This is a genomic window from Acidimicrobiia bacterium, from assembly GCA_035471805.1.
Classification (GTDB): domain Bacteria; phylum Actinomycetota; class Acidimicrobiia; order Spongiisociales; family JAHEDJ01; genus JAHEDJ01.
Window position 1 is genome coordinate 47440 of record DATIPS010000023.1, and the last position, 23363, is coordinate 70802.

Genomic DNA, 23363 nt, shown 5'->3' on the forward strand with positions numbered 1-23363 from the left:
CCTGAATCAGCTACCGGCGTTCGCGTGAGCCTTCTCAACGTACTCATTCGTGAAGGCGGAGCTGACGTCGGGCAGTTCGGCGAGCGTGCCGTCGTCGACGAGACTCTGCCCCCAGTCGGCCCATGCCTGCGGATCATACGTGCCCCACGGCAGCCCACCCAGCGGTTTGCTGACCACGAGAGTCAGATCCAGCAGCGCTCGAGCAAGCTCGGGATCGGTTGCCTCTTCCGGGTTCATCTTGGCACAGTCGGCCTCTGCGGCATCCGGGTTGGCCTCGGCAAAGAGGGCACCCTTGACCAGTCCGTTGACGAAACCCTGAACCAGATCGGGATCGGAGTCGATCAGCTGCTGGGTCGTTGCGTATCCGTTTCCGAACACGGTCTTGTACTCCGGAGGAGTGATCTCGAGCAACGGCAATCCGCGAGCTTCAATGATGGCCATGTCGGGCACTGCGGCGGCGTAGGCTTCGATTTCACCGCGCTCAAAGGCTGCCGTGGCCGGGCCGCCGTCTCCGACGGGTAGGAACTCGAAATCGACGCCCTCTTCGAGACCGGCTGCGACGAGGATCGGGCGCACGAAAGTGACTTCCGAGCCTTCTGCGGTTCCCACTCCGATGACCGTCGGTCCGTCGGTGCCTTTCAGATCGGCCGGCACCTTGTAGTCGGAGTCCTCGAGTACCACTAGTCCGAAGAGTGCCTGGGCGAACCCGTTGTAAATGGCAACGGCGTCTCCACCCTCTGCCCGGGCGGCGAGCACCGGTCCGGGTCCGGGAATGCCGAACTCCGCCTGGCCGGCGGCCATAGCTTGCAGGACCGCGCCTGATCCGTCAACGGCTTCGAACGAGGCGTCGATGCCCTCCTCCTCGAGGAATCCCTGATAAATGGCAGAGCACAGCTGGAACCAGATCACCGCGGAAGGATTCGGCGCCAGAACGGTGACTTCGGTCAAGTCGGCTGCGGCGGCCGTTGTGGCGGTGTCTCCTGCCCCGGTTGTGGACGTGTCGTCGGAGCCCCCGCATGCGGCCACCACCAGAGCCAGCACGATGAGCACAACGGTCAGTGAACGCTTGCGAAACATCCTTACCTCCAAGTCAGGCTTTCGCCATGAGTTTCCCATTTGGGCAGTCGTAGACGGTCGATCTGCTCTGCCACGCCCAACATCCTACATCATATGCGATGTAGGATGCTTGGAGATGAGACTGATTTCCTATGAACATGCCGGGGCGCGAGCGGTCGGAGCCATCGTTGGCGACGAGGTCGTCGATCTCAGTTCCACCGGACTCGTCCCCACGGACATGGTCGATGCTATTGCCGGGTGGTCGCTCGAATCCGCCCTGGAAGCAGTCCGGCAAGGCCCCCGACGGCCCCTGTCGACGGTCCGGATACTCGCCCCGCTGCAAATGAGAAAGAACGTCATCGCGGTCGGCCGGAACTACCGCGATCACGCGAAGGAGTTCTCGGATTCCGGATTCGACGCCTCGGAAAAGCAGATGATTCCCGACAATCCGGTCGTCTTCACCAAGTCACCTACCTCGGTGATAGGGCAGGACGAGCCGATCGTCCTCGCCAACGACCCCACCGGAACGACCGACTACGAGGGCGAGATGGCTGTGGTCATCGGTCGCCGCGCGAAAAACGTGTCTGAGGATGATGCTCTCTCGTGCGTGTTCGGATGGACGATCGTCAACGACGTAACCGCCCGGGACCTTCAGAAGCGCCACGTCCAGTGGTTCATCGGAAAGAGCCCCGACACGTTCTGCCCCATGGGTCCGTGCATAACCACCCGCGACGAACTCCCGGATATCCGTTCATCCTGGATGCGTACGCGTGTGAACGGTGAACTCCGTCAGGAGGCCCCCATCTCGGCGCTGATCTTCGATACCGAGTCGCTCATCGTCACCCTGTCGTCCGTCATGACGCTGGAACCGGGAGATGTCATCGCTACCGGAACCGGTCTGGGCGTCGGAATCGGATTCGACCCCCCGCGCTACCTGGCCGGAGGCGATGTCGTCGAGATCTCCATCGATGGCATCGGCACGCTCCGTAATCCAGTCGAATAAGCCCTCGTCCGCGATCGTTCGTTCCCGCGGGCGCATAGGGTGGGATGCATCCGAATCACAGAGAGGTCATGATCATGGGACGATTCGCCATCAAGACTCCCCCACAGCATGTGAGCTGGGACGACACGCTGGCCGTGTGGAAGGAAGCAGATCAGATAGACCTGTTCGAGTCGGCCTGGGTCTTTGACCACCTCTACCCCATCGCCGGTGACCCTCATGGCCCCTGCCTCGAAGCATGGGTCACTCTCACGGCGCTCGCCCGTGCCACCTCCCGGATCCGGGTGGGAACGATGGTGCACGGCATGCACTTCCGGCATCCGGCCGTCACCGCCAAGATGGCGGCGACGCTCGATATCGTGTCCGGTGGTCGTCTCAATCTCGGGCTCGGCGCCGGCTGGTTTCAGACCGAGGTCGACGCCTACGGTCTCGAGCTCGGAACCATCAAGGAGCGTATGGATCGATTCGAGGAGGGGGTGGAGGTAATCGCTCGCTTGTTGTCGGACCGTTCCCTCGACTTCGAAGGCGACTATTACACGTTCACCGATGCCCACTGCGAGCCGAAAGGCCCGCAGAGCCCGCGTCCGCCGATCGCCATCGGCGGCGGCGGGGAACGCCGGACCCTGAGGACCGTTGCGAAGTGGGCCGACATCTGGGATGCACTGAGGATCGAGCCCGATGCCTGGAGCCACAAGAACGACGTTCTCCTCTCACACTGTGAGGCCGTGGGACGCGACGCCGACGAGATTACGCGCAGCGCCCACGTCTTCACCCCCGCCGATGCGGATCCGAATGCCCTGGCCGACCAGGCTGCACGATTGTTCGAGACCGGTCTGGACATGGCGGTCTTCAGCCTGAGGGCACCGTTCGACCCCGGAATGGTGCAGCCGCTGGCGGAGGCGTTGCAGCAGGTATGACACAGGCCGATTGGTCATCCCCACCATCGTGGAGTCGCCGCAGCACAGGCATGGTGCTTCGCTCCTGACTTGGCGTCCGGGAACGAAGCCGACGTGCCACGCCGCAAAGAACTCGCCGTTCCTGTCGTCTGGATGGAGATTGCGAGTGAGCAGAATCTCGCCCCGGTCGATTATCACCGCCTTGGCGGCAAGGCGCATCGAAGGGACACCCTCGTTCATCAGGACTCTCAACCACGGTGGTCCGATGACGAGTTGGTCGTCCCGGAGGGCGGGCGATGCATGCGGAAGGGGTACTCACCTACACGTGAATGCCGTCCTCCCCGACCGACCAGACCCCAATCACACCGAGGGCCCGGGCGAACCCGGGCCCTGCGCTGGAAACTGATGCCGGCTAGAGGTTCACCACCGGACAGGTGAGCGTCCGGGTGATCCCTTCGATGGCCTGAATGCGTGCTACAACGAGTTTCCCGAGTTGGTCGACATCGCCGGCAGATGCCCTGACGACAACGTCATATGGGCCGGTCACGTCATCTGCGGATTCGACACCCGGAATCTTGCGCGCTTCCTCGGCTACCGAGGCTGCTTTGCCGACCTCGGTCTGGATCAGCACGTACGCTAGAACCACGGACCCCTCCTTCTGTCTGGGTTGCTTCGGAGAATACCATCCGTGATCAACCAAGTTTGGATGAAATCGAAGACGCACTCCGCAATGCGACCCCGTCGGCTCCGGCGGTCGTGAAGGCGACAGCCGGTGACTGTTCTGCTTCCGTCAGCATGTCGCGCAGGAGCCGGATCCGGCTCACTCCTGCTTCTGCCCACAGGTATGCAGAGAGACTGCCCGGAATGGTGTTTATCTCGTTCACATAGAGCTTGTCGCCGTCTTGGAGGAAATCGATCCGAGCCACAGATCGAGTGCGGACCAGGCCGGCGACGACGGCCGACATCGAACGGATCGACTCAGCCAACTCGGCCGGAATGTCAGCGGGGATCTCACGGGCGGAACCGTCGAGCCCGCCGCCGGAGAGGTACTTCTGCCGGTAGTCGTAGATGCGTGCCGTGTCATCCGGTCGAATCGGCGCTTCGATCGGGGAGAGCTCGAACTGCGGGAATGTACGAACCGAGATGTTGAGGTCCCTGCTGTCGGGCAAGAACGGCTCGACGACTGCCCCCCTTCGCATGTGCGAAGACGATGCCGACAGCGCCTGAGCAGTTGCCCAGTCTTCCACTACCTCTATACCGATGGACGAGCCACCGAAGCGCGGCTTGGCAATATAGGGACCGTCGAAAGCCGGGGCTCGACCCGGACCGACGAGCGCCCGGGGCAGTGTCGGCAGCCCGGCCGCCGCCACCACCGCTCCAAAAGCGAACTTGTCCATCCCGAGGACCGAACCGGCCGCGTCTGGACCGGTGTACCGGATCCCGGCGAGGTCTAGCGCACCCTGAAGGGTCCCATCCTCACCCGGGCCTCCGTGACAACAGTTGACGACGGCCGAAGGCGCCAGCGCCTTCTTCTTGAGGAAGAACCCCCCTCCCGGAGCAGCCTCGAACCGGAGCTGCCTTGCCTTGACCGGGACCCCGTCCGCGAAGTCTGCGGCTTCCATACCCGCATCGACCAGGTGCCAATCGGCGGCCTTGGACCAGTAGATAGCGTCCACTGCCATCCCCGCCCCGGTCAACGTTCGTGCTGCCTGCAGGCCGGTCAGAATGCTGATGTCGTGTTCCGGCGAAGGTCCACCAAACAAGACGGCCGGTCTGCTCATGGCTTGCTCCTCATTACGGGTAGTGGTCCGGCAAGTCGTTCTCGTAGAGAACGACATCCCCCAGACCGAGGTGTGTACGCACCCATTCGACTGCTTGCGATCGGGAATCGACCACGATAACGGATGCAGCACCTCCGGCGGTACCGCGCAGCAACGCCCGACGGTTGGTGCGACCCACGATGAGGATGTCCGTGGCGATCCCTGCCGCGTGTGCCGCCATCTCCGTATTCGCTTTCGCCTGGGCCGCCCCGAGCTCCACCATGCCCGGAGTCACCAGCACCCGTCGCGCACCGGACCCCAACTCCCCCAGCATCGCCAATCCTGCCTTCGCGCCGGCCGGGTTCGAGTTGTAGGTGTCGTCGATGATCGTGAACCCGAGTTCGCTCTGCGACACGGTCTGACGATGTGCCGGCCGGCCGGCTCGGACCAGAGAGGAAGCGATCGAGTTCTGATCGAATCCAAGAGCCACGGCGGCCCCGATCGCGCAGGCCACATTGGTTGCAAATGCCGGCGGTGGATCAAGAGCGGTCACGAAAGCCCCACCGATCCAGACCTCCTGTCTTCCGGCCTCCTCCCGCACACAGACATCGGCGCTCGAGTCCTTCGCGGAACATCTGATCACCCGACGTTCACCTGCCAGCCGATCCGCCAGCCCGGCCAATAGCTCGTCGTCGATGTTGAGCACCGCAACCCGCGCTCCTGCGACGATCTCCGCTTTCGCTTGCAATGTTCGCTCCAGGGACCCGAAACGCTCGAGGTGGACGGGCCCGATCGCGGTGATAACGCCGACTTCCGGAGGAATCCACGAACACAGCGCGGCGATTTCTCCCGGACCGTAGGTCCCCATCTCCGCCACGAAAACCTCAGTGCCGGGGGTGAGATGCTCGTTGATGGTGCGGGCCAAACCCATGGCGTTGTTGAAGCTCGCCGGGCTCACAACGGTCTGAAAACCGCTGTCCAACAGCAGCCTGGCGTACTCCTTGGTCGTGGTCTTGCCATACGAGCCGGTGATCGCCAGGACCCGTGGACCGATCGACACCAGCTTGCTCCCGGCCTGCTCGATCCAGCGCTTGCCGAGAACGGCTTCGATAGGAGTCGCCGCAGCAAGAGCCAGATCAACCAGAATCGGCATCAGGAAGGCCGACACGGCCCCGGCGACCGCCGCGCGACCCGAAGCCGCCCCGGCGGCGGCCACGATCAGCGTCAGCAGGCCGGTGACGAAGGCGAGGCGGCGGAGGCGACCCGTCCAGCGAAGCGGCGCCGTGGTGCCGCGTAGACCCAACCCGAGCGGTCCCAGCGCGCCTGCCGCGACCGGGAAAACCGCCAACCAGTCCCACCAGGGCGAGCCGGCCAATCCGGCGATGCCGGCGAGGACCAGAGCCAGGTTCCCGAGACCTGTTCCTGCCCACCAGCGAACGGCAAAGCGCATACTCGATCCCGCGATGTAGTGCTCACGCTGGGCAACCCGCAAGAATCTGAGCGAGGCAGGAACCGCGGCGGCGAGGCCCAGCAGGAGCAGCGCCCACGTCACTTCAGCAGTCCGTCGATGGCAGCCCTCAACCGATCGGGATGAGAGAGGTGGACGTCATGGCCGGCACCGGCGACCACGTCGAGGGTCACATCGGCAATGGCGTCGACCGCGCTTCTGGCCACCGCCGGCGGCACTGCGGCATCATCCGCGCCCCACACCAGTCTCACGGGACACGTGAGACGTGCCAGTTCGCTCTCATAGCTCTCGTTGACGACCTTGACCAGTACGTCGCGCATGACCCCGGTCGCTGCTCGATAGTCGGCGGAACCGAACCGGCGACGGGCCCGCTCCAGCCGCTCATCCGAAATGAGGCCTGCCTTGCGGGCGCTCCGAATCAGACGATATCGCCACGGAATGCTCGCGGCAGGGCGCTCCCGGCGAACCAGGGGCACGCCGACCAGTACGAGGCCGGAAACAGCATCGGGGAGCGCGGCCGCCAGAGCCACCGCGACCCGGCCACCGAACGAATGTCCGACAACGACCGGCGGCGCGTCGAACTCACCGAGCACGTCCTCGATCAGCCCTGCATATCCGGCAGCTCCGACCGGATGCTCGGGAGCCGGTGACGCACCAAAGCCGGGAAGATCGAGCGCAATCGCCTCATAACCCTGCAACAGACCATCGAAATCGGCCCGCGTTCGTCCCCATCCGTGCAGTGCGAGAACTTGCAGCGGGCCTTCTCCGTGCCGCACGCCGAAGAGAGCTCCATAGGCACGTAGCGTCATCGGAAGCCCGACGATCCGAGATCGGTCATGGCGCGGAGATTACCCTGACCGTCGTGACCATCCCTTCAATCAACGAACTGCGCTCGACGAGAGCGGCGATGGCTGCCTCCAGGGGCCGGGTCGTCAAACTCGCTCTTCGCGCCGGATGGCTCATGCTCGCCGGGTTTCTGTTCGCCTCTTGGCGGATCGGGGAAATCGGGGACATACGCGCATGGGCTCCGTTGGCGGCAATCGCGGTGGTTCTCGCGGCGCTGGCCATCCCCAACTGGGAGCTGACGCTCCGCCGCGGCTCCGGAGACCTGCTGCTGATACTGGGCGTGATCACAATCGGGTCTGCGATGAGCATCATGGCGACCATCCCGGCCTTCGCTTCGTTCGTTCTCATCGGCTATTTCGGCGTAGTGGCGCTCATGGCGGCACTCTCTCACTGGGTCGTTCCGCTGGTGACGGCATTGGTACTGATCGCAACGAACTTCATCGCCCGGGCCGCCTTCGATCGCCTGCCGACCGCCGAAGACATAGTGGTCCCGACAATCACCCTGGTCGTCGTTGCGATAGCCACCGCCGCTATCACAAACGAGCTGCGTCGGGAGATTGGCGTCGGAATCCGGAGACAGCAAGAACTCGAAGCCAGGGAGCGAGACCTCGAGCGCCTCTATGAGGTATCTCGAACGCTGGCCGCCGGCGATTCGCTGACGCGGGTTCTTCCCGAGCTCGTCGGCAAGATAGCCACCCACCTCCAGGCCGAAGTCGGGGTCGTATTGCTTCACGATCGAGACCGGGCCGCTCTTGAAGTGGTGAGCCCCATCTGGGCGGCGGGGCATACCCTGGAAGTGAACGGCTACCTACTCCCTCTGCGGCGAAGAGGCGACATAGAGCAAACGTTCGTGTCCGGACAGGCGCGCCGGTTCGGCCAGAGCGACGCCAACACTGCCAACCACCTTCTGAACGAGCTCGGCGTCGAGCACGCCCTCGCGGTCCCGCTCAAGGTAGAGAACCGGACGATGGGGGTCATGATGGTGGCGGACCGCACGGACGGAGCGCCGTTCACAGACGAGGACCTCGAAGTTCTCACCTCTCTGTCGGCCCCTGCCGCACTGGTTCTCGCCCACCTCGGCCGCTTCGAGGAGGCGGCCGAAACCGGCCGCCGGATGGAGGAACTCGCCCAACTCAAATCTGATTTCGTTTCGGTCGTATCGCATGAGTTGCGGACCCCGCTGACAAGCATCATCGGCTCGCTCGACACAATTGCCAGACCCGAACTCGCTCCTCAGAGCAGCAGCGCACTCAGCTTGCTCGACTCGGCCCGCAATCAGGCAGCTCGCCTCCGCCTCCTGATCGAGAACCTGCTGATGACCTCCCGCATCGACAACCAGGCCCTGCCCCAGCACCCGGCCGAGATAGACCTCGAACCCTTCATAAGGGGTGTCATCGAGGAGATCCCCGAGGCACCCGAGCACGTCGCCCTTCGGGTCGCCGGTTCGATCAGTCTGAGGGTCGATCCGGATCACCTCGGACGGGTAGTCATCAATCTGGTCCAGAACGCACTGAAGTATGCGCCCGGCGCCCCCATCGAACTCTCCGCCGTAGTCGCAGCTGATCGGATTGAAATCAGCGTCGTCGACCATGGTCCCGGGATCTCACCCGACATGCGCGCCAAGGTGTTCGAACCCTTCACCCAACTGGAGCCGGCGGCGACGAGATCACGCAGCGGGACCGGGCTGGGTCTGGCCATTGTCAAGGGTCTGGCCGAATCGATGGGTGGATCGGTGCGTCTCGAGGAGACGCCGGGCGGAGGGGCGACCTTCGTCGTCGATTTGCCGCTCCGCCCCCGGTCGGTACCGCGTTCTTCGGACCACGGGGAACTGGATTACTCCCGGAGCCCCGCCGCCACGGAATGAAAGCCGCCATCGACGTGAACGACCTCCCCCGTCGTCATCGGCGTCCAATCGGAGAGGAGCAGCGCCACCATCTGCGCGACCGGAGTCGGATCCGATGAATCCCACTCGATGGGCGATCGCTGCTGCCAGGCTTTCTCGAGAGACTGGAATCCGGGTATCGACTTGGCAGCGATCGTTGACAACGGACCGGCCGAAACAGCATTGACACGGATCCTGTCGGCGCCGAGGTCGCGGGCCAGGTAGCGGGTTACGGACTGGAGTGCTGACTTCGCAACACCCATCCAGTCGTAGATCGGCCATGCCTGCGAATTGTCGAAATCCAGAGCGACCAGAGCTCCCCCGCCGGCCGACCTCATCAGCGGTGCCAGACCCACCGCCAGTGTCTTGTAAGAGAAGGCTGAGGTACGAAAAGCCGTAACGGCACTCTCCACAGGCGTGTTGAGGAAGTTGCCGCCAAGCGCATCCTGCGGTGCGAACGCAATGGCGTGAAGCGCTCCGTCGACGACACCCCAACGTGAGTGGAGATCGGCGGCAAGCGCATCCATATGCGACTGGTCGTTTATGTCGAGTTCGAGAACATCGGCAGCCTTGGGAAGGCGCTTGGAAGCTCGTTCCGTCAATCGCATACCGCGTCCGAAGCCCGTCAGCACGATCTCGGCTCCCTCTTCCTGAGCAATGCGCGCTGCATGCCAGGCGATTGACGTATCGGTTACGACTCCGGTAATGACGAGTTTCTTTCCCTCTAGCAGCATGCCTCTCCTATCCACCAAAGTCCGTGCCGATATTGGCGACTGCGCGGAAGCCGGCACCCATCAGAAACAGCAGGAGCAACCCCCAGGCCAGAGCAGCACGTTTCTCGATCTCGGCGCGATATATGTAGGCAAACGCCACCGTCGCGGCGATGATCATTCCGTAGAAGAGGTGTCCCGACCCCGGTTCGCCCTCGCCGGCGAAGAGCACCAAACCGACTGCACCTTGCGCGAGCATCACCGCGACCGCCACAAGCGAGGCCCGCTTGAACAACGGTCCTGGTTGGCGCTTGATAGCGGCAAGAAAGAGACCCCATATCCCGGTCGCCCCGGTCAATCCGATCGCGATCCAGGCACCGATACCGTGGAACTCGGTCACGCTCCTCCTCTCAATGGTCGGAGGGACCTTACCTGCTGACGGCCGCCGGCGAGCGTCGCGCTTCTGCTCAGTCGACTTCGACCAGCTGGCCGGTGCGCAAATCGAGAACGAACTCCTGGTTGTTGGAGGAATCCGCTATCCAGTTCGCCAGTTGGGCTCCCGGACTTCGAACAACCCACCAGGCATACTCGGATCGCCCGGCCGCGTGGAAGTCCTGTTTGGCGAGTCGGCCGGCGGCGACAGCTTCTCGTTCGTCGGTGAAGGTGCCGATGACTCGCTCGCTCGGAGTCGGGTTTGGGCGGCCGACAACCTCTTCGATTTCGACGAATTCAACAGCTTCGAACATCTCGCCCTCCCGATGACCGACTGACCCATATGTTACCGGCCCGCAACGATTCGCGACAGGTTATCCGCGCCTTCCGATGAATGGCTAGTGCGCTCGAATCTCTGCCCGCTGCAGATCAGATCTCGTCGAGGAGCTTCTGCTTCTTGGCCGCGAACTCCTCGTCGGTCAGGATGCCGTCCTTGTGAAGACGAGCGAGTGCCTCCAGTTGCCCGGCCGCTCCTCCTCCTCTGCCGCCTTCGAGCTCGACCGTGCGCTTTTCCCGGAGTTGGTAGATCACAGACTGGACGTCCTCGGGGCGCGGGATGTCGGTGAAACGGCTCTGCCCGTGCTCTCCCGCCGACTCGATCAAGAGATCTCCCGACCGGACCAGCCGCTCCAGAATCGACTGGGAGAAGGCAACGTCGTTGATCACCTCGAGCGGGATCTCCTTTCCGCGACGGGCGAGAACTCCGGATCGGGCTATCAAGCGCTCGGTCGTGATGATGTAGCGGGTGAACCACCAATCCAGGTAACGCGGCAGCGCAATGACGAGCCAGACGAGTGCCAGCGCGGCGATGGACATCCACCTGGCGACGTCCTCGAGCAGGACGGCGACGGCCACCTCGGCGGCAATCGCGACGACCGTCACAACAGCAGGCACGATTATTCGCTGCCAGTGCGGTCGGAACTCGACTTGAACCGTTTCCCCGGGACTCAGCAAGCGTTCTGGATATGGCATGGGCACATAGTACGCGAGTTGCGAGTCGCGAGCCGCCTCCGCGGACGCGGAAAACCCCGAGAAAGCTCTGACCGAAGTCATCACCCTCTCGGGGTTCCCGAACCCCGCTCCGGTTCGAGTCCCGAAGGACCCAGCGCCGAGGCGAGTTCCGAAGCAGTGTTTCCACTACTCCAGACCCAAAGCCTTTCAGCTCCAGGTGCCCTCCACCAGGCCCGAAGGTCCGGTGTCGAACATCTCCTCTTTCGAGGAGCCTCTCGTTTCGGATCGACACCACCCGTTTCCAGGAAGTGCCTCTCGTTTCCGAGAGGGTGGCTTCCCGTTTCCGAGAAACCCGGTCGCCTCCGAAGAGGAAACCAACACTTCAGCCGGTCGCCCGCTCGACCCGAAGGTCTCCCGGAACGGGCGATCCTTACGAACCGCCTCTCCCTTTCAGGAGTCCACCGAAGTGGTTGTCCCTTCCAAAACCGCTCGGTTTCCCAAACGGACCCTTCCGGGACGATGCCGTCTCGGGGTCTCCCCCAAACCGGCAGAACGGGAACTTATCTGCCGTCCCCGCCCAGCGCAAGCCAGGAACGAACCTAGATTTCGCGACCCTAAAAATAGAATTCGCGGGCCACCCGATCCGCGAACCGGTAGGCAGCAGCATCAGCGACTCACCTCCCCCGGACGCGGAAAACCCCGAGAAAGCTCTGACCGAAGTCATCACCCTCTCGGGGCTACCGGTCCCGGGAACTCCTGGCCCGAAGGCTCGGTCTTCCCGAAACTGCCTTCACCGGCGTTGCCGCCGATGCCGGCCCGAAGAGTCCTCTCGGTCTCTTCAGTTCGCTGTGCAGTTTCCTGCGCTGCGATAACTTGAACATAACGCCCTGCGTCGGACGGCGTCAAGGCACAGCGCTGTGTTCTTTTCGCGACCTAACTGGAGTTTTCGCGACCCAGATCTCAGTTCTGTCATTCCCGTGCCGTATAGTCCTGACATGCCATTAGAAACCCTGTCGCCGAGCAGAGCGAGCGACTTCAAGCAGTGTCCGCAGCTCTTCAAGTTCCGCTCGATCGACCGCATCCCGGAGCCCGTGACCGTCCATCAGGCTCGCGGGACGACGGCCCACCTGGCCCTGCAGGACCTGTACGACTTCTCCCCCGAACAGCGCACTCCGGAGGCCCTCTTCGACCTCTTTCGCAAGGCGTGGACGGATCTACGGGCAACCGACGAGTACGCCGACCTGTTCGCCTCGGACGAGGAAGAACGCTCGTGGGGAATCGAAAGCCTCGAACTACTGGCCAACTATTTCGCGATCGAGAACCCGAGCGAGGTAGCCCCTCTGGAACGCGAGATGGACATGCTCGAGGATCTCGGCGGAATCACAATTCGCGGGATTCTCGACCGAATGGACGAACTGCCGGAAGGCGACCTGGTCATCACCGATTACAAAACGGGGAAGGCGCCACCCGAACGTTTCGCTCTCTCGGCTTTCTTCGCACTGAAGATCTATGCGCTCTTGATTCGACACAAGACGGGCCGATCACCGGTCGAGGTCCGCTTGTTGTATCTCAATGGACCAACGCTCTATCGACTCCCGATCAGCGATGGCCACCTGAATGGAATGGAACAGCAGCTACGAGCACTGTGGGCGGCGATCGACAGAGCAATCGACACGGGCAGCTTCCCTCCCCGCCCCGGACCACTCTGCGACTGGTGTTCCTTCCAGGATCGATGCCCGGCATTTGCGGTCGAGGAAGTAGAAGTCCCGACGAGGCAGGCGTGATCTCCGGCACGGACCTACCGGTGATCCTTCGTTCGGCGGCGTGACGAGCTTGGATAACGCCGTCTCCCGTTACGAAGAGTTTTTCTGTCACAGCCATCCGATACGTTGGTGTCATGAACGAGATACAAGCCATCCAGCGAATGCTGTCAGAGGTCGGAATCGAAGCCGAAGAAGTGTTCACCGGAGAGAGCCGGGCATGCCCGGTGTGCCGGTGCGAACGGCCACTAGCGGCATAGCCGAACGCTCGGGATCGAGTGGAGATGTCTGAGTGGCGGATTGGTCCTGAGGATTGGCCGGAAGCCGTCGCACGGGTCGGCGGTTCGCAGATAGTCGTGGCGGGACCGGGGACCGGCAAGACAGAGTTTCTCGTGCGCCGCTTCCTGGAACTCACCGAGCTGCACTCGGTGCCGGCGGAGCGTATCGCGATGCTGACCTTCTCCCGGCGAGCTGCCTCAGATCTCAAGGACCGGGTACTCAAGCGGTCCGGCGGCTCGACCACCGAAGTCCCTGCCTCGACATTCCACTCTCTCGCCTTCCGACTCCTCGAGCGACACGGTCGGGATTGCTTTGGCTGGGAAGAGATGCCTTCGCTCCTGACGGGCCCGGAACAGGTCGCCCTCGTCTCAGAACTACTCGCTTCGGAAGAACCCGATCGATGGCCGGTTCTGTTTCGCCCGCTCCTTGGTTCGGTTTCTTTCGCAGAAGAGGTCGCCGACTTCATCATGCGAAGTCGCGAATATCTGCTCGGTGATGCAGAGCTTCGCTCACTGGCCGGCCGAAGGGACGACTGGCGGGCGCTTCCCGACTTCCTCGAACGATACGCAAAGGAGTTGACCAGAAGGGGAAGGCTCGACTACGGATCACTCCAGATGCTCGCCGTCGAGCTCCTTCAGGATCCCGGTGTCCGGGAGCAGGTGGCAGAGCAGTTCCACTACCTGATCGTCGACGAATACCAGGACACCACGGCCGCCCAGTCCGAGATGCTGGCCAGGTTGACGGAAGGCCACCGCAACATCACCGTGGCAGCAGACCCCTATCAATCGGTCTACTCGTTTCGGGGTGCCGAGCTTCACAACGTGGCAGATTTTCCGGGACGGTTCACCAACCCGGACGGATCACCGGCAGCGAGACTGGTCCTGACCACCTCCTTCCGTGTCCCTCCTGAAATCCTCTCGGCTGCCGTGCGGCTGACTGCCGGGGGCGATCTGCCCGGTGGGACGGGTCCGGTGGTCCCAGCCTCGCATTCCGGCCGGGTCGAGGTCCGCAGGTTCCGGCAGCAATCAGAGGAAGCCGAATGGATCGCCGGTGAAATCGAACGCCTCCATATCGAGGAAGGGCTCCCGATCAGGACCATCGCCGTATTGGTGAGGTCCAAGCGCAGATTCCTTCCGGAACTGTCGCGGGCACTGGAGCGCCGATCGATCCCACATGATCTTCCGGATGCCCGGCTCGTCGATCATCCCGGCGTGAGGCTCATCTTCGATATCGTCCTTGCCGCGCAGGCCGACGACACAGCCGGAGGTAGCCTCGACGCCGACCGGGTCATCAGACGCCTGCTTCTCGGACCGCTATTCGGTGTTCCGCTGAGCATCGAGCGAGAGGCATACCGGCATCGCCTCCGTTCCGGCCGGCCCTGGCCGGCAATCCTCGAGGAATCGGTTCCGGGAGCCGATGCACTGGCCGCGTTGCTGTCCGACTCCTCCTGGGCGACTTCGGGCTCGGCCGCCGCCGGGTTCTGGGTTCTCTGGAACACGCTCCCGCAGTTCGATGCGCTTGTCCACGACCAGGACCGGGCGGATTATCGTTCGGCGTGGTCGGCGTTTGCCCAGGTCCTCAGCCGCCAGGAGGCTCGCGATCCGCATCTCACGCTCGCCGGCTACGTCAACCTGGCCGAGCGGGAAGACTTCGAGGCGACTCCACTGCTCCGCTACTCCGGCGACGCGAGCGACCGGTTGACCCTGACGACGCTCCACCAGTCGAAAGGCCTCAGTTTCGAAGTCGTCTTCATCGCCGACGCAGTTGAGGGTGTCATGCCCGACCTGCGAAGGCAGCGCTCCATTCTCCAGACACGGCTGCTTTCTCCTCACCACGATCCAGACCCGCTCGCGGCACGGCAGTTCAGATTGCAGGAGGAAATGCGGCTCGCATATACGGCAATGACCAGGGCAACCCGCCGGGTCGTCTGGACGGCGACGGACGCTGGAAGTGAAGACCCGCGCCGGAGGCCCAGCCGATTCCTTTCGGCGATCGGTATCGAACCGATGGATGCGGCGGCTGAGCGGGAACCCCCGATGGACTCGAACGAAAGAGCCCCGGTCACCCCGGCGGAGGCCGAAGCCCACCTCCGGCGTATGCTGGTGGACCCCGCAACCGCACCCTCGCGCCGGTTGGCGGCGGCAGCAACCCTCCATCGTCGGCCCAATCCGGCGATACGGCCGGTGGACCAGCTGGCCGGAATGAGGCCGCGCGGGGTCGATTCCGGGATCATCGACTCCGGCCTGACCCTCTCCCCCAGCCAGGCAGACACCTACGCGACCTGTCCGAGGCAGTATGCGCTCGGACGGCGGCTCGATGCTGCCGGAGACGCCGGACCGTACGCTTCCTTCGGACAGCTCATCCACGATGTTCTCGAACGAGCTGAACGCGCGGCGGTCGACGCGGGCGCTGCCCACGGCTCCGTCGATGTTGCGCTCGGGCATCTCCGAGAGCTCATCTCGTCGACCGACTTCGGACCGGCTGCCCGCCGGGAGGCCTGGCGCAAACGAGCCGAGCGCCTGCTGGTCGGAATGTATGAAGCGTGGATCAGGCCCGGTTCGGTGCCCGTCCTTTTGGAACACCCGCTCGAGGCAACCATCGACGGTATCCGATGGAGAGGCAGGGCAGACCGAATCGAACTAATACCTTCGGGCGGAGTACGCATCGTCGACTACAAGACAACAGCTTCACCCAAACCGGCTGCCGAAGCTGCGGTATCCATCCAACTGGCGTTCTACTTGTTCGCTGCAAAGGGCGACCCTGCGGTCCGAGAACACGGCGAGCCGACCGAAGCCGAGTTCTGGTATCCGCTCGCCAATCGGAAACAACGGTGGTCGGCCCTGGATACGGCCCAGATGACCGGTGTCGTGGAAAAGATGGCCGAGATCGGCCGATCGATCGCCGCCGAGAACTGGACGCCCACTGTGAGCGCCGCCTGCCCGGGATGTCCGGTTCGGACCGTTTGCCCCGAATGGCCGGAAGGACGGGAGTCGTTCACGCGATGAAGCTGATCCCGACGCCCGAGCAGACCGAAATAGTCGAGTACCCCCCATTGCCGCTCCGCATCGCCGCCGGAGCAGGGACCGGAAAGACCACTACCCTCGCAATGCGGATCGCTCATCTGGTTGCGACGTCGGCCGCGCAGCCCGAACAGATCCTCGGCATCACGTTCACCAACAAGGCTGCTCAGGAGTTGGGTGAGCGAATCGCCGAGATGCTGGACGGAACCGTTCAACCGGGTCGCGATGTCGAGATCCACACCTACCACGGTTTCGCAGCACTCATACTGAGTGAGTTCGGGGCACTGGCCGGGGTGGAGCACGACGCGAAGATCATCACACCGACCTTCGCACGACAACTGTTGTTCGACTCAATCGAATCGGGGTCGTATGAACACCTCGACATAACCTGGCGCGGCATCGTCGACCGGCCGGAAAAGCTCGCATCCGATCTGGGAGACAATCTCCGGACCGCAGCAGACCTGGTGGAACATTCTGCCGAAGGCTCCGGCGACCCCTGGAACGAGCGGGGTGAACTGGCTGCAATCGTCGCCAGATTCGAAGCGGAGAAGAGACGCCTGGGAACCGTCGACTACTCCGACCTGGTACGGCTGGCCTACGACGTTGTCGCAGATCACCCGGACGTCGGAGCTCGTATTCGCTCCCGCTATCGGATCGTGCTGCTCGACGAATACCAGGACACAAACCCGGCCCAGCGCGAGCTCCTGTTGAGGATTTTCGGAGAGGGATTCCCGGTCACGGCAGTGGGAGATCCGGACCAGACCATCTACGAATGGCGCGGGGCTTCGTTGGAGAACTTCGCCGCGTTCCCCGAACACTTCCCACAGACCGATGGCTCCCCCGCCAGGACCCTATCTCTGACGGTGAACAGACGATCGAGCCAACGGGTGATCGCACTCGCAAATGCAGTTCGGAAAGGAACGGGCGAGAGTACCGGAAGGAACCTGGTCGCGGTCGACGGGACCGGCCCCGGCTTTGTCGCTACCCGCTGGACTCGCACCGCGATCGACGAAGCCGAATTCATCGCCGATACGTTGCTCGACCTGCGAGCCGAAGGTTACGAGTGGCGGCAAATGGCCGCCTTGTTCCGCAAGAACAAAGACATAACCCTCATACAACAGGCCCTCGAGGAACGTCAGATTCCTGCCGAAGTGGCGAGCATCGGGGGCCTGCTCGCCATTCCCGAAGTCGTGGAACTGCACGCCTGGCTGAAGATCCTGAACAACCCGGCCGCAAGCCCGGCCCTCATGCGCATCCTCCTGGGCAGCCGCTACCGGCTCGGTTTCGCAGACATCCTGCCGCTCACACGTTGGGCACGATCCCGCCTCACCGGCCACGAGGTTCTCAAACCCACACTGCTGGAAGCCATCGACAACCTCGACTCCATCGTCGGGCTCGAGTCGGCGGCCTACAACGCTTTGGAAGCATTCCGATCGCTGTATCGGAGCCTCCTCCAGGACGCCCAGGGGGCCAGCCTCGTGGAGCTGGCCAGGCTGATACTTCAAGCCACCGGATCCTGGCAGGAGATCGAAGCGATGCCGGATCAATCCCGATTGTCGGTTCGCTTGAACCTCCACCGATTCCTCGATCTCGCCGAGGAGTGGAGTCCGTTGGAGGGCCGCCCGTCCCTTCCCGCCTTCCTCGAATACCTGGACGTCATGGCGGACGGCAACAGCGAGGAACTGACCCCGGCCAGGCTGAGCGGCCAGGATGCCGTCGCGCTGCTCACCGTTCACCGGGCCAAAGGACTGGAGTGGCCGGTCGTATTCGTTCCCGGCCTCTACCACAACAACTTCCCGTCGGGAGTGCGGTCGTACGAGGACCCGTTCGAGAAGGCTCACGTTCTCCCATATTCTCTCCGCCTGGACGCCGACCGGCTGCCCCGCCTTACTGAGTCCATGGATGTCGCTGAACGACAGGCAGTCCTCAAGGAGCAGCATTCCCGTCAGGAGTGGCGAACAGCCTATGTGGCCGTTACCCGGGCAAAAGAGAGGCTCTACCTGTCGGGTGCTCACTGGTACGGAACGCCCGAACCCCGCAAGCAACCTGTCCGGCCGAGCGAACTGTTCGAGCTGGCAACCGGGTACGCCGATGACCTGGGTACGGACGAGGCCGGCGAACGCCCACAGACTCTGAAATACGAGGCGATCGGCGAAGGGGCCCCGGATCCTGTCTTTCCCGAGGGTTGGGATACAGCCATGCGCAAGATGACCGAGGATCCGGCCTGGGCCGACAGGCGATCAACCGAGTTGGGAGTCTCCGAGGCATACCATGACCGGGTGCAGCATTACCAGGACAAGCTGTTCAGGATTCCAGAGACTCCGAAACTCGACGAGCCCGACCCGTTTTCTACCTCCGTTACGGGGCTGGTCACCTATGCGATCTGCCCTCAACGGTTCTACTGGTCCGAGGTCGACCGCCTGCCGAGACGGCCGTCCGGCGCCGCGCGACGGGGGGTCGAGATCCATCGACGCATCGAGTTGCACCATCGCGGAGAGGTGCCACTCGACGACTTCGTTGAGGATGCATACGACGTTGGCCCGCCGGACACCGACCGGGCCGGCACCAAGCCCTTCGATGCTTTCCTGGCCTCGCGATTCGCCAAGTCCAAGCCGGTGCTCATCGAAGCACCGTTCGACCTGAAGATCGGTTCTTCGAACGTGCGCGGGCGAATCGACGCTGTGTACTCACCGGCGCCCGGTCACTGGGAGATCGTCGATTTCAAATCCGGGAGACCCTCCAAGCTCGCCGCCACGGCCGTCCAACTCGAGGCGTACGCCCTGGCGGCGACCGAGGTTCCGTTCACCGTGAATAGACCTGATGTAATCGACGTGACGTTCGCCTACCTCGGTGATGGGCTCGAGACGGTCAGCGAGCGAGCGGACGAACGGTGGATCGAGGAAGCGAAGCTTCACCTCACCAAACTCATCGGGAGGATCGAGGCGGAGGAATGGAACGCGGAGCCCTCATCGGCTTGCCGGCATTGCGACTTCGCCAGATTCTGCGAACCCGGAAGCAGGTGGCTGGCGGATCGGGATCGATGACTGCCGCATCTCCCAGGTCGACCGGCTCCCCGAGGACTAGGTTCTAGGGCAAGGAGGTTAGGAACATGGCCGTCCTGAGGATCTGGAGCGACTTGCGCTGCCCGTGGGCATATGTTGCCACCGTGCGACTGCACCGCATGCGAGACCATCTGTCCGCCGACGAAGTCATCTTCGATCACCGCGCCTATCCAATGGAGTTGACCGAAGGAGGCCTGCACAGCGAGCACACCACGCGCGCCGAGATGGTTGCCGCAGCTCAGCTCGAATCGAGCGTGTTCTCTGCCTACCAGAACCCGACCTGGCCGGCGTCCTACCTCGCGGCCTTCGAAGCTCAGAAATGGGGCTACTCGCTGAGCCAGGAAATCGGAGAGGAGTTCGATTTCGCCCTGCGAAAGGCATTCTTCCTCCACGGACACAACCTGAGCATGCGCGCTGAGCTTCTGGAAGTTGCCCGCATCCAGCAGTTGCCCGTTGATCAACTCGCCGGCGCTCTCGACGATGGTCGATTTCGCAAGGCCGTAATGTCTGACTTTCACGAAGCGACAGACCTCGGCATTGAGGGGTCGCCCCAGGTGTTCCTTCCCGACGGCACCACCCACCACAACCCCGGTACGACGGTCCGTTGGGAGCGAGGGCTCCCGATCATCGAAGCAGACCACCCGTCGGTGTACGAAGAGTTGATCCAGTCCAGTGCCGTTGATTGGTAGCCGGCGGCCCTGCTTCCTAGGTCACCCGGCCGCCGGCAACGTCGACGACCATCGTCACGGGCCCGTCGTTGACGAGTTCAACGGACATCGACGCTCCGAAGCGACCCGAGGCCACCGGCACCGACTTCCCGACATGCTCTATCAGCAAATCGACCAGTGGCTCGGCTGCCTCGGGAGGCGCGGCCGCGTCGAATGAGGGCCGGCGACCTCTTCGAAGGTCACCATGCAAGGTGAACTGACTGACGACCAGCACCGAGCCCCCGGCCTCTGCAACGGAGAGGTTCATCTTTCCGGCGTCGTCCCGGAAGATCCTGAGGCCGACCACCTTCTCCGCCAGGACGCGGGCGTCGGCCGGTGAGTCACCGTCCGCCACTCCGACCAACACCAGCAACCCGGGCCCGATAGACCCGATGACTTCCCCGGCGACCCTCACCTGCGCTCTCGCCACTCGCTGAATCACCGCTCGCATGAAGTGAATCTAACGAGTGAATCCGGGGAGTTGCCAGGTCAGGTTGCGGCCCTCTTCAGGATCTCCAGGAGTTGAAACCTCGTGGCCTGAAGTCTCGATCCGAGGGCGACCACGAACAACCCGAGTAACTCGAATCCGAGCGTGTGATCCTCGTCGCAAGCAGCACGGACTGCATCTCCGTCGAATCGAAAGGCGCGTGTGGGCGCGATTGCCTTGGAATCGAACTGCCACCTGTGCGGCGGATACAGCCAGGAGACTCCGAGGAGATTGCCGGGCCTGAGAGTCTGGATGGCAATCGGGCCGCCCGGAGAGTCGATCTCGACGGCGACCTTCCCCTCGTAGATCAGGAAGAAGTCGAGGGCCGGTTCACCCTGCCTGAACATGATCTCGCCTTCGGCGTAGCTCACCTCATCGACGAAATTGGAGAGAAACCTCAGATGCTCGTCACTGAGACCGTCGAGGAAAGGCTGTCGCTCGAGTTCGTCTATCAGGCTGGTCATTCTGCGGTTCTCGAGTCTTTCGGCACCCTCCGCACACCGGCGTTGGTGGTGATCAAGAACGGCTGCATCCTCCAATCAAATTACGACTACCGCCTGCGAACAACTAGAGGCGACAAGCAGTATTCGCCACAGACACTCGGCCCGTTGCTCCACCCGCAGGAAATGAGACATACAATCTGTGAGGTGAACGCCATCAGAGACACGCTCGATCGCGAACCGGATTGGCCGGTCGCCGGGCGCCCGACCGTGTTCCTGGGTGACGCATCATCTGTGCTGGAACGACGCCTGATCGAGGAGTGGGCCGAAAGACGGGCTCGGGGAGCCGCCTACGATCTGATCTGGCTGCCTCCTTCTCGCCGCGCACGCCCCTCCCGGTACGCCGACCCGATACTTGAACGCCGGCTGCGAGTCGGGGACAACGCAGTCTTCGTGCCGCTCCGGGTCGCATGGCTGCCCCCGGAACGACAAGGCAAACGATCCGTGACGCTCGTCGACCTCCTCAAGTTCGGCGATCCGCGTGATCCGGATCCGATCCGGCAGTACCTGACCCTCTCCAGGAATCCGGACAAGTGCCGGATCGTGGTCGGACTCTCTGCCTCGAGCGAGGAACTCCTCGAAGCCCACAAGCAATCCGTGGAGATCCGCACACCGGGCGAGTTCGTCGTGCACCGGGCATGGCTTGCCTTGGAGCGTGCCGAACGGAAACTGCGCGGCAACCGCTACAAGGTGCCCAAGTTTGTCGCCGAGGACCTGACCGGATCGCAGGAGTTTCTCGACACTCTGGCGAAGGTGGCGGAGAACGAAGGCCGGTCATTCGAATCCGCCCGCCGGCGTGCTCGACGGTACATCGCCGAGATCGCCGCTTCCCACTCGCCGCTCGTCATCGATCTCATCGCCAACGCGATTCATTGGCTCTATCGACAGGGTTACGGCGCCATCCACTACAACGACCAGGAGATCCGCCGTTTGTATGAACTCGGGCAGGAACACCCGCTCGTCTTCCTGCCGTCCCACAAGTCGCAGCTGGATCGACTGGTACTCCAGTACCTGCTCTGGGAGAACGATCTGCCTCCCAACCACACCGCGGGAGGGATCAACCTCAACTTCTTCCCCGTTGGTCAGTTGATCCGGCGCACGGGCGTCTTCTTCATCAGGCGCTCCTTCAAGGACAACGACCTTTACAAGCATGTGCTCACGAGCTACATCGACTACCTGGTCGAGAAGAGGTTCCCGCTCGAGTGGTACCTGGAAGGTGGAAGATCGCGCTCGGGCAAGCTCCTCCCGCCTCGATTCGGCATGCTCACCTATGTCGTCGATGCCCACGCCAGAGGGAAAGCGGACGACGTGTTTCTGATTCCGACGTCGATCGCCTACGACCAGATCTTCGACGTAGGGTCGTACGCCGCAGAGCAGCGTGGCACCGACAAGCAATCCGAGAGCTTCGGATGGCTGATCGATTCGATCCGCACCCTTCGCCGTCGATACGGCGACATCTATATTCGATTCGGCCGGCCGATTTCCATGAAGGCCGAGCTCCTATCCGATGCTTCGCCGGACACCCGCTCCCTCAACGTCCAGAAACTGGCTTTCAAGGTGCTTCGCGGGGTCAACAAGGTCACACCGATAACTCCGACGTCGGTGGTGGCAATCGCGCTCCTCGCCAACGAGGAGAGAGCCATGACGGTCGAGGAGATCCGCGAAGAGCTGCGGGGCCTGGTCGGCTACATACTGCGCCGGCGCCTCCCGACTACCGAACGGGTCCGCTTCGGCGGCACCGCACAGGTCAAGGAAGTGCTGGATCGGCTTCGAGAACACAACATCGTCACACGCTTCGATGAAGGACCGGAACCGGTCTACCGGATACAGGACGAGCAGTACCTCGCCGCCGCCTACTACCGCAACACGATCGTCCACTACTTCGTCATCGGCGCCATCGCCGAACTGGCACTGCTCCATGCGGCCGAGTCCGGTCGGGCCGATGAGACGGAGGCTTTCTGGCAGGAGGCCATGCGATTGAGGGACTTGCTCAAGTTCGAGTTCTTCTTCTCCGACAAGGAGTCTTTCGTCGCCGAGATGCGCACCGAGTTGAGCCGTTTTCGGGAGAACTGGGAGTCCTCCCTACGGGAGGGCGCCGGCGGGGCTCGCGGCCTCCTCGGGCGCTTGCGTCCGCTGCGCGCTCACTGGGCGCTGGGGCCGTTCCTGGAAGCCTATCTGGTCGTGGGCGATGCCCTCGAGAGCCGCCCGCACGGTGAACCGATCGAGGCGAAAGAGTTCCTGGCGGCGTGCCTGGGTCTGGGCGAGCAGTACCGGCTCCAGCAGAAGATCACGAAGGCCGAGGCCGTGTCGCAAGTCTTGTTCAAATCGGCTCTAGGGCTGGCGAGCAACAGACATCTGCTCGACGACCGGGACGGAATCGCCGCCGAGCGCAGCATCTTCGCCGCCGAGATCCGCGATGTCGTGAGGCGTGTAGACGTGATAGGCACCCTTGCCGCGGGACGGAAGGTCGGCCTTCACTGAAGCAGC

The 23363-nt window shown here is 63.1% G+C and carries 20 protein-coding genes; 9 read left to right on the forward strand and 11 right to left on the reverse strand.

Features of this window, described 5'->3' with window-relative positions:
- Positions 1-6: 6 nt before the first annotated feature.
- Entirely contained in the window at positions 7-1077 is a 1071-nt protein-coding gene (locus tag VLT15_04955; GenBank protein ID HSR44566.1) for an ABC transporter substrate-binding protein, read from the reverse strand.
- Between the two features lie 115 nt (positions 1078-1192).
- Between VLT15_04955 and VLT15_04960 the strand changes: the two genes are divergently transcribed.
- The gene (locus VLT15_04960) at positions 1193-2059 is read left to right on the forward strand and encodes a fumarylacetoacetate hydrolase family protein (GenBank protein HSR44567.1); all 867 of its coding nucleotides are present in this window, start codon (positions 1193-1195) and stop codon (positions 2057-2059) included.
- A gap of 44 nt (positions 2060-2103) precedes the next feature.
- On the forward strand, positions 2104-2973 hold the full coding sequence (locus tag VLT15_04965) for an LLM class F420-dependent oxidoreductase (GenBank protein HSR44568.1): 870 nt from the start codon (positions 2104-2106) through the stop codon (positions 2971-2973).
- A gap of 391 nt (positions 2974-3364) precedes the next feature.
- Here the strand turns inward: VLT15_04965 and VLT15_04970 are convergent, their stop codons facing one another.
- Genes VLT15_04970 through VLT15_04985 form a run of 4 tightly spaced genes read right to left on the reverse strand, consistent with a single transcriptional unit; the run spans position 3365 to position 6989 of the window.
- Positions 3365-3598: an Lrp/AsnC ligand binding domain-containing protein gene (locus tag VLT15_04970; GenBank protein HSR44569.1), complete on the reverse strand. Its 234-nt coding sequence runs from the start codon at positions 3596-3598 to the stop codon at positions 3365-3367.
- Between the two features lie 46 nt (positions 3599-3644).
- Positions 3645-4733 carry a hypothetical protein gene (locus VLT15_04975; protein HSR44570.1) on the reverse strand — a complete coding sequence of 363 codons (1089 nt, stop codon included), beginning with the start codon at positions 4731-4733 and terminating at the stop codon, positions 3645-3647.
- 13 nt (positions 4734-4746) lie between these two features.
- Positions 4747-6264 (reverse strand): UDP-N-acetylmuramoyl-tripeptide--D-alanyl-D-alanine ligase, encoded by a 1518-nt coding sequence (gene murF, locus VLT15_04980; GenBank protein ID HSR44571.1) that lies wholly within the window; start codon positions 6262-6264, stop codon positions 4747-4749.
- Positions 6261-6989, reverse strand: coding sequence for an alpha/beta hydrolase (locus tag VLT15_04985; GenBank protein ID HSR44572.1), 729 nt, complete (start codon positions 6987-6989; stop codon positions 6261-6263). The genes murF and VLT15_04985 overlap by 4 nt, the downstream gene beginning before the upstream one ends.
- 53 nt (positions 6990-7042) lie before the next feature.
- On the opposite strand from VLT15_04985, the gene VLT15_04990 reads away from it, so the two are divergent.
- A complete protein-coding gene (locus tag VLT15_04990; GenBank protein ID HSR44573.1) occupies positions 7043-8890 on the forward strand; it encodes an ATP-binding protein in 1848 nt (615 codons plus the stop codon).
- Here VLT15_04990 and fabI read toward each other — a convergent pair.
- From fabI to VLT15_05010, 4 genes are all read right to left on the reverse strand, one after another.
- Positions 8860-9642: an enoyl-ACP reductase FabI gene (gene fabI, locus VLT15_04995; GenBank protein HSR44574.1), complete on the reverse strand. Its 783-nt coding sequence runs from the start codon at positions 9640-9642 to the stop codon at positions 8860-8862. The two genes, VLT15_04990 and fabI, sit on opposite strands and share 31 nt — an antisense overlap.
- Before the next feature lie 7 nt (positions 9643-9649).
- Positions 9650-10018: a hypothetical protein gene (locus VLT15_05000; GenBank protein HSR44575.1), complete on the reverse strand. Its 369-nt coding sequence runs from the start codon at positions 10016-10018 to the stop codon at positions 9650-9652.
- Positions 10019-10085: 67 nt separating this feature from the next.
- Positions 10086-10364, reverse strand: coding sequence for a hypothetical protein (locus VLT15_05005; GenBank protein HSR44576.1), 279 nt, complete (start codon positions 10362-10364; stop codon positions 10086-10088).
- 115 nt (positions 10365-10479) lie between these two features.
- Entirely contained in the window at positions 10480-11082 is a 603-nt protein-coding gene (locus tag VLT15_05010) for a PH domain-containing protein (GenBank protein HSR44577.1), read from the reverse strand.
- Positions 11083-12056: 974 nt separating this feature from the next.
- On the opposite strand from VLT15_05010, the gene VLT15_05015 reads away from it, so the two are divergent.
- The 5 genes from VLT15_05015 to VLT15_05035 all read left to right on the forward strand — a co-directional run bounded on the left by VLT15_05015 (position 12057) and on the right by VLT15_05035 (position 19871).
- A complete protein-coding gene (locus VLT15_05015) occupies positions 12057-12845 on the forward strand; it encodes a PD-(D/E)XK nuclease family protein (protein ID HSR44578.1) in 789 nt (262 codons plus the stop codon).
- A gap of 113 nt (positions 12846-12958) precedes the next feature.
- On the forward strand, positions 12959-13081 hold the full coding sequence (locus VLT15_05020) for a hypothetical protein (protein ID HSR44579.1): 123 nt from the start codon (positions 12959-12961) through the stop codon (positions 13079-13081).
- 24 nt (positions 13082-13105) lie between these two features.
- Entirely contained in the window at positions 13106-16105 is a 3000-nt protein-coding gene (locus tag VLT15_05025) for an ATP-dependent DNA helicase (protein HSR44580.1), read from the forward strand.
- Positions 16102-19164, forward strand: a complete 3063-nt coding sequence (locus VLT15_05030) for an ATP-dependent DNA helicase (GenBank protein ID HSR44581.1) — start codon at positions 16102-16104, stop codon at positions 19162-19164. Before VLT15_05025 ends, VLT15_05030 begins: the two co-directional genes overlap by 4 nt.
- Positions 19165-19229: 65 nt before the next feature.
- Positions 19230-19871: a DsbA family protein gene (locus VLT15_05035; protein HSR44582.1), complete on the forward strand. Its 642-nt coding sequence runs from the start codon at positions 19230-19232 to the stop codon at positions 19869-19871.
- Positions 19872-19887: 16 nt separating this feature from the next.
- On the opposite strand, the gene dtd is transcribed toward VLT15_05035, so the two are convergent.
- Entirely contained in the window at positions 19888-20340 is a 453-nt protein-coding gene (gene dtd, locus VLT15_05040; protein ID HSR44583.1) for a D-aminoacyl-tRNA deacylase, read from the reverse strand.
- A 38-nt stretch (positions 20341-20378) separates the two neighbouring features.
- Positions 20379-20840, reverse strand: coding sequence for a cyclic nucleotide-binding domain-containing protein (locus tag VLT15_05045; protein ID HSR44584.1), 462 nt, complete (start codon positions 20838-20840; stop codon positions 20379-20381).
- On the opposite strand from VLT15_05045, the gene VLT15_05050 reads away from it, so the two are divergent.
- Complete coding sequence (locus VLT15_05050) at positions 20778-23357, forward strand: glycerol-3-phosphate 1-O-acyltransferase (GenBank protein ID HSR44585.1); 2580 nt, start codon at positions 20778-20780, stop codon at positions 23355-23357. The genes VLT15_05045 and VLT15_05050 overlap by 63 nt on opposite strands.
- Positions 23358-23363 lie beyond the last annotated feature (6 nt).

Coding starts and splice junctions, on each gene's coding strand:
- VLT15_04955 (HSR44566.1), bottom strand. CDS start 1,077: ATGTTTCGCAAGCGTTCACTGACCGTTGTGCTCATCGTGCTGGCTCTG.
- VLT15_04960 (HSR44567.1), top strand. CDS start 1,193: ATGAGACTGATTTCCTATGAACATGCCGGGGCGCGAGCGGTCGGAGCC.
- VLT15_04965 (HSR44568.1), top strand. CDS start 2,104: ATGCATCCGAATCACAGAGAGGTCATGATCATGGGACGATTCGCCATC.
- VLT15_04975 (HSR44570.1), bottom strand. CDS start 4,733: ATGAGCAGACCGGCCGTCTTGTTTGGTGGACCTTCGCCGGAACACGAC.
- VLT15_04985 (HSR44572.1), bottom strand. CDS start 6,989: ATGACGCTACGTGCCTATGGAGCTCTCTTCGGCGTGCGGCACGGAGAA.
- fabI (HSR44574.1), bottom strand. CDS start 9,642: ATGCTGCTAGAGGGAAAGAAACTCGTCATTACCGGAGTCGTAACCGAT.
- VLT15_05005 (HSR44576.1), bottom strand. CDS start 10,364: ATGTTCGAAGCTGTTGAATTCGTCGAAATCGAAGAGGTTGTCGGCCGC.
- VLT15_05010 (HSR44577.1), bottom strand. CDS start 11,082: ATGCCATATCCAGAACGCTTGCTGAGTCCCGGGGAAACGGTTCAAGTC.
- VLT15_05015 (HSR44578.1), top strand. CDS start 12,057: ATGCCATTAGAAACCCTGTCGCCGAGCAGAGCGAGCGACTTCAAGCAG.
- VLT15_05020 (HSR44579.1), top strand. CDS start 12,959: ATGAACGAGATACAAGCCATCCAGCGAATGCTGTCAGAGGTCGGAATC.
- VLT15_05025 (HSR44580.1), top strand. CDS start 13,106: ATGTCTGAGTGGCGGATTGGTCCTGAGGATTGGCCGGAAGCCGTCGCA.
- VLT15_05030 (HSR44581.1), top strand. CDS start 16,102: ATGAAGCTGATCCCGACGCCCGAGCAGACCGAAATAGTCGAGTACCCC.
- VLT15_05035 (HSR44582.1), top strand. CDS start 19,230: ATGGCCGTCCTGAGGATCTGGAGCGACTTGCGCTGCCCGTGGGCATAT.
- dtd (HSR44583.1), bottom strand. CDS start 20,340: ATGCGAGCGGTGATTCAGCGAGTGGCGAGAGCGCAGGTGAGGGTCGCC.
- VLT15_05050 (HSR44585.1), top strand. CDS start 20,778: ATGCTCGTCACTGAGACCGTCGAGGAAAGGCTGTCGCTCGAGTTCGTC.
- VLT15_05045 (HSR44584.1), bottom strand. CDS start 20,840: ATGACCAGCCTGATAGACGAACTCGAGCGACAGCCTTTCCTCGACGGT.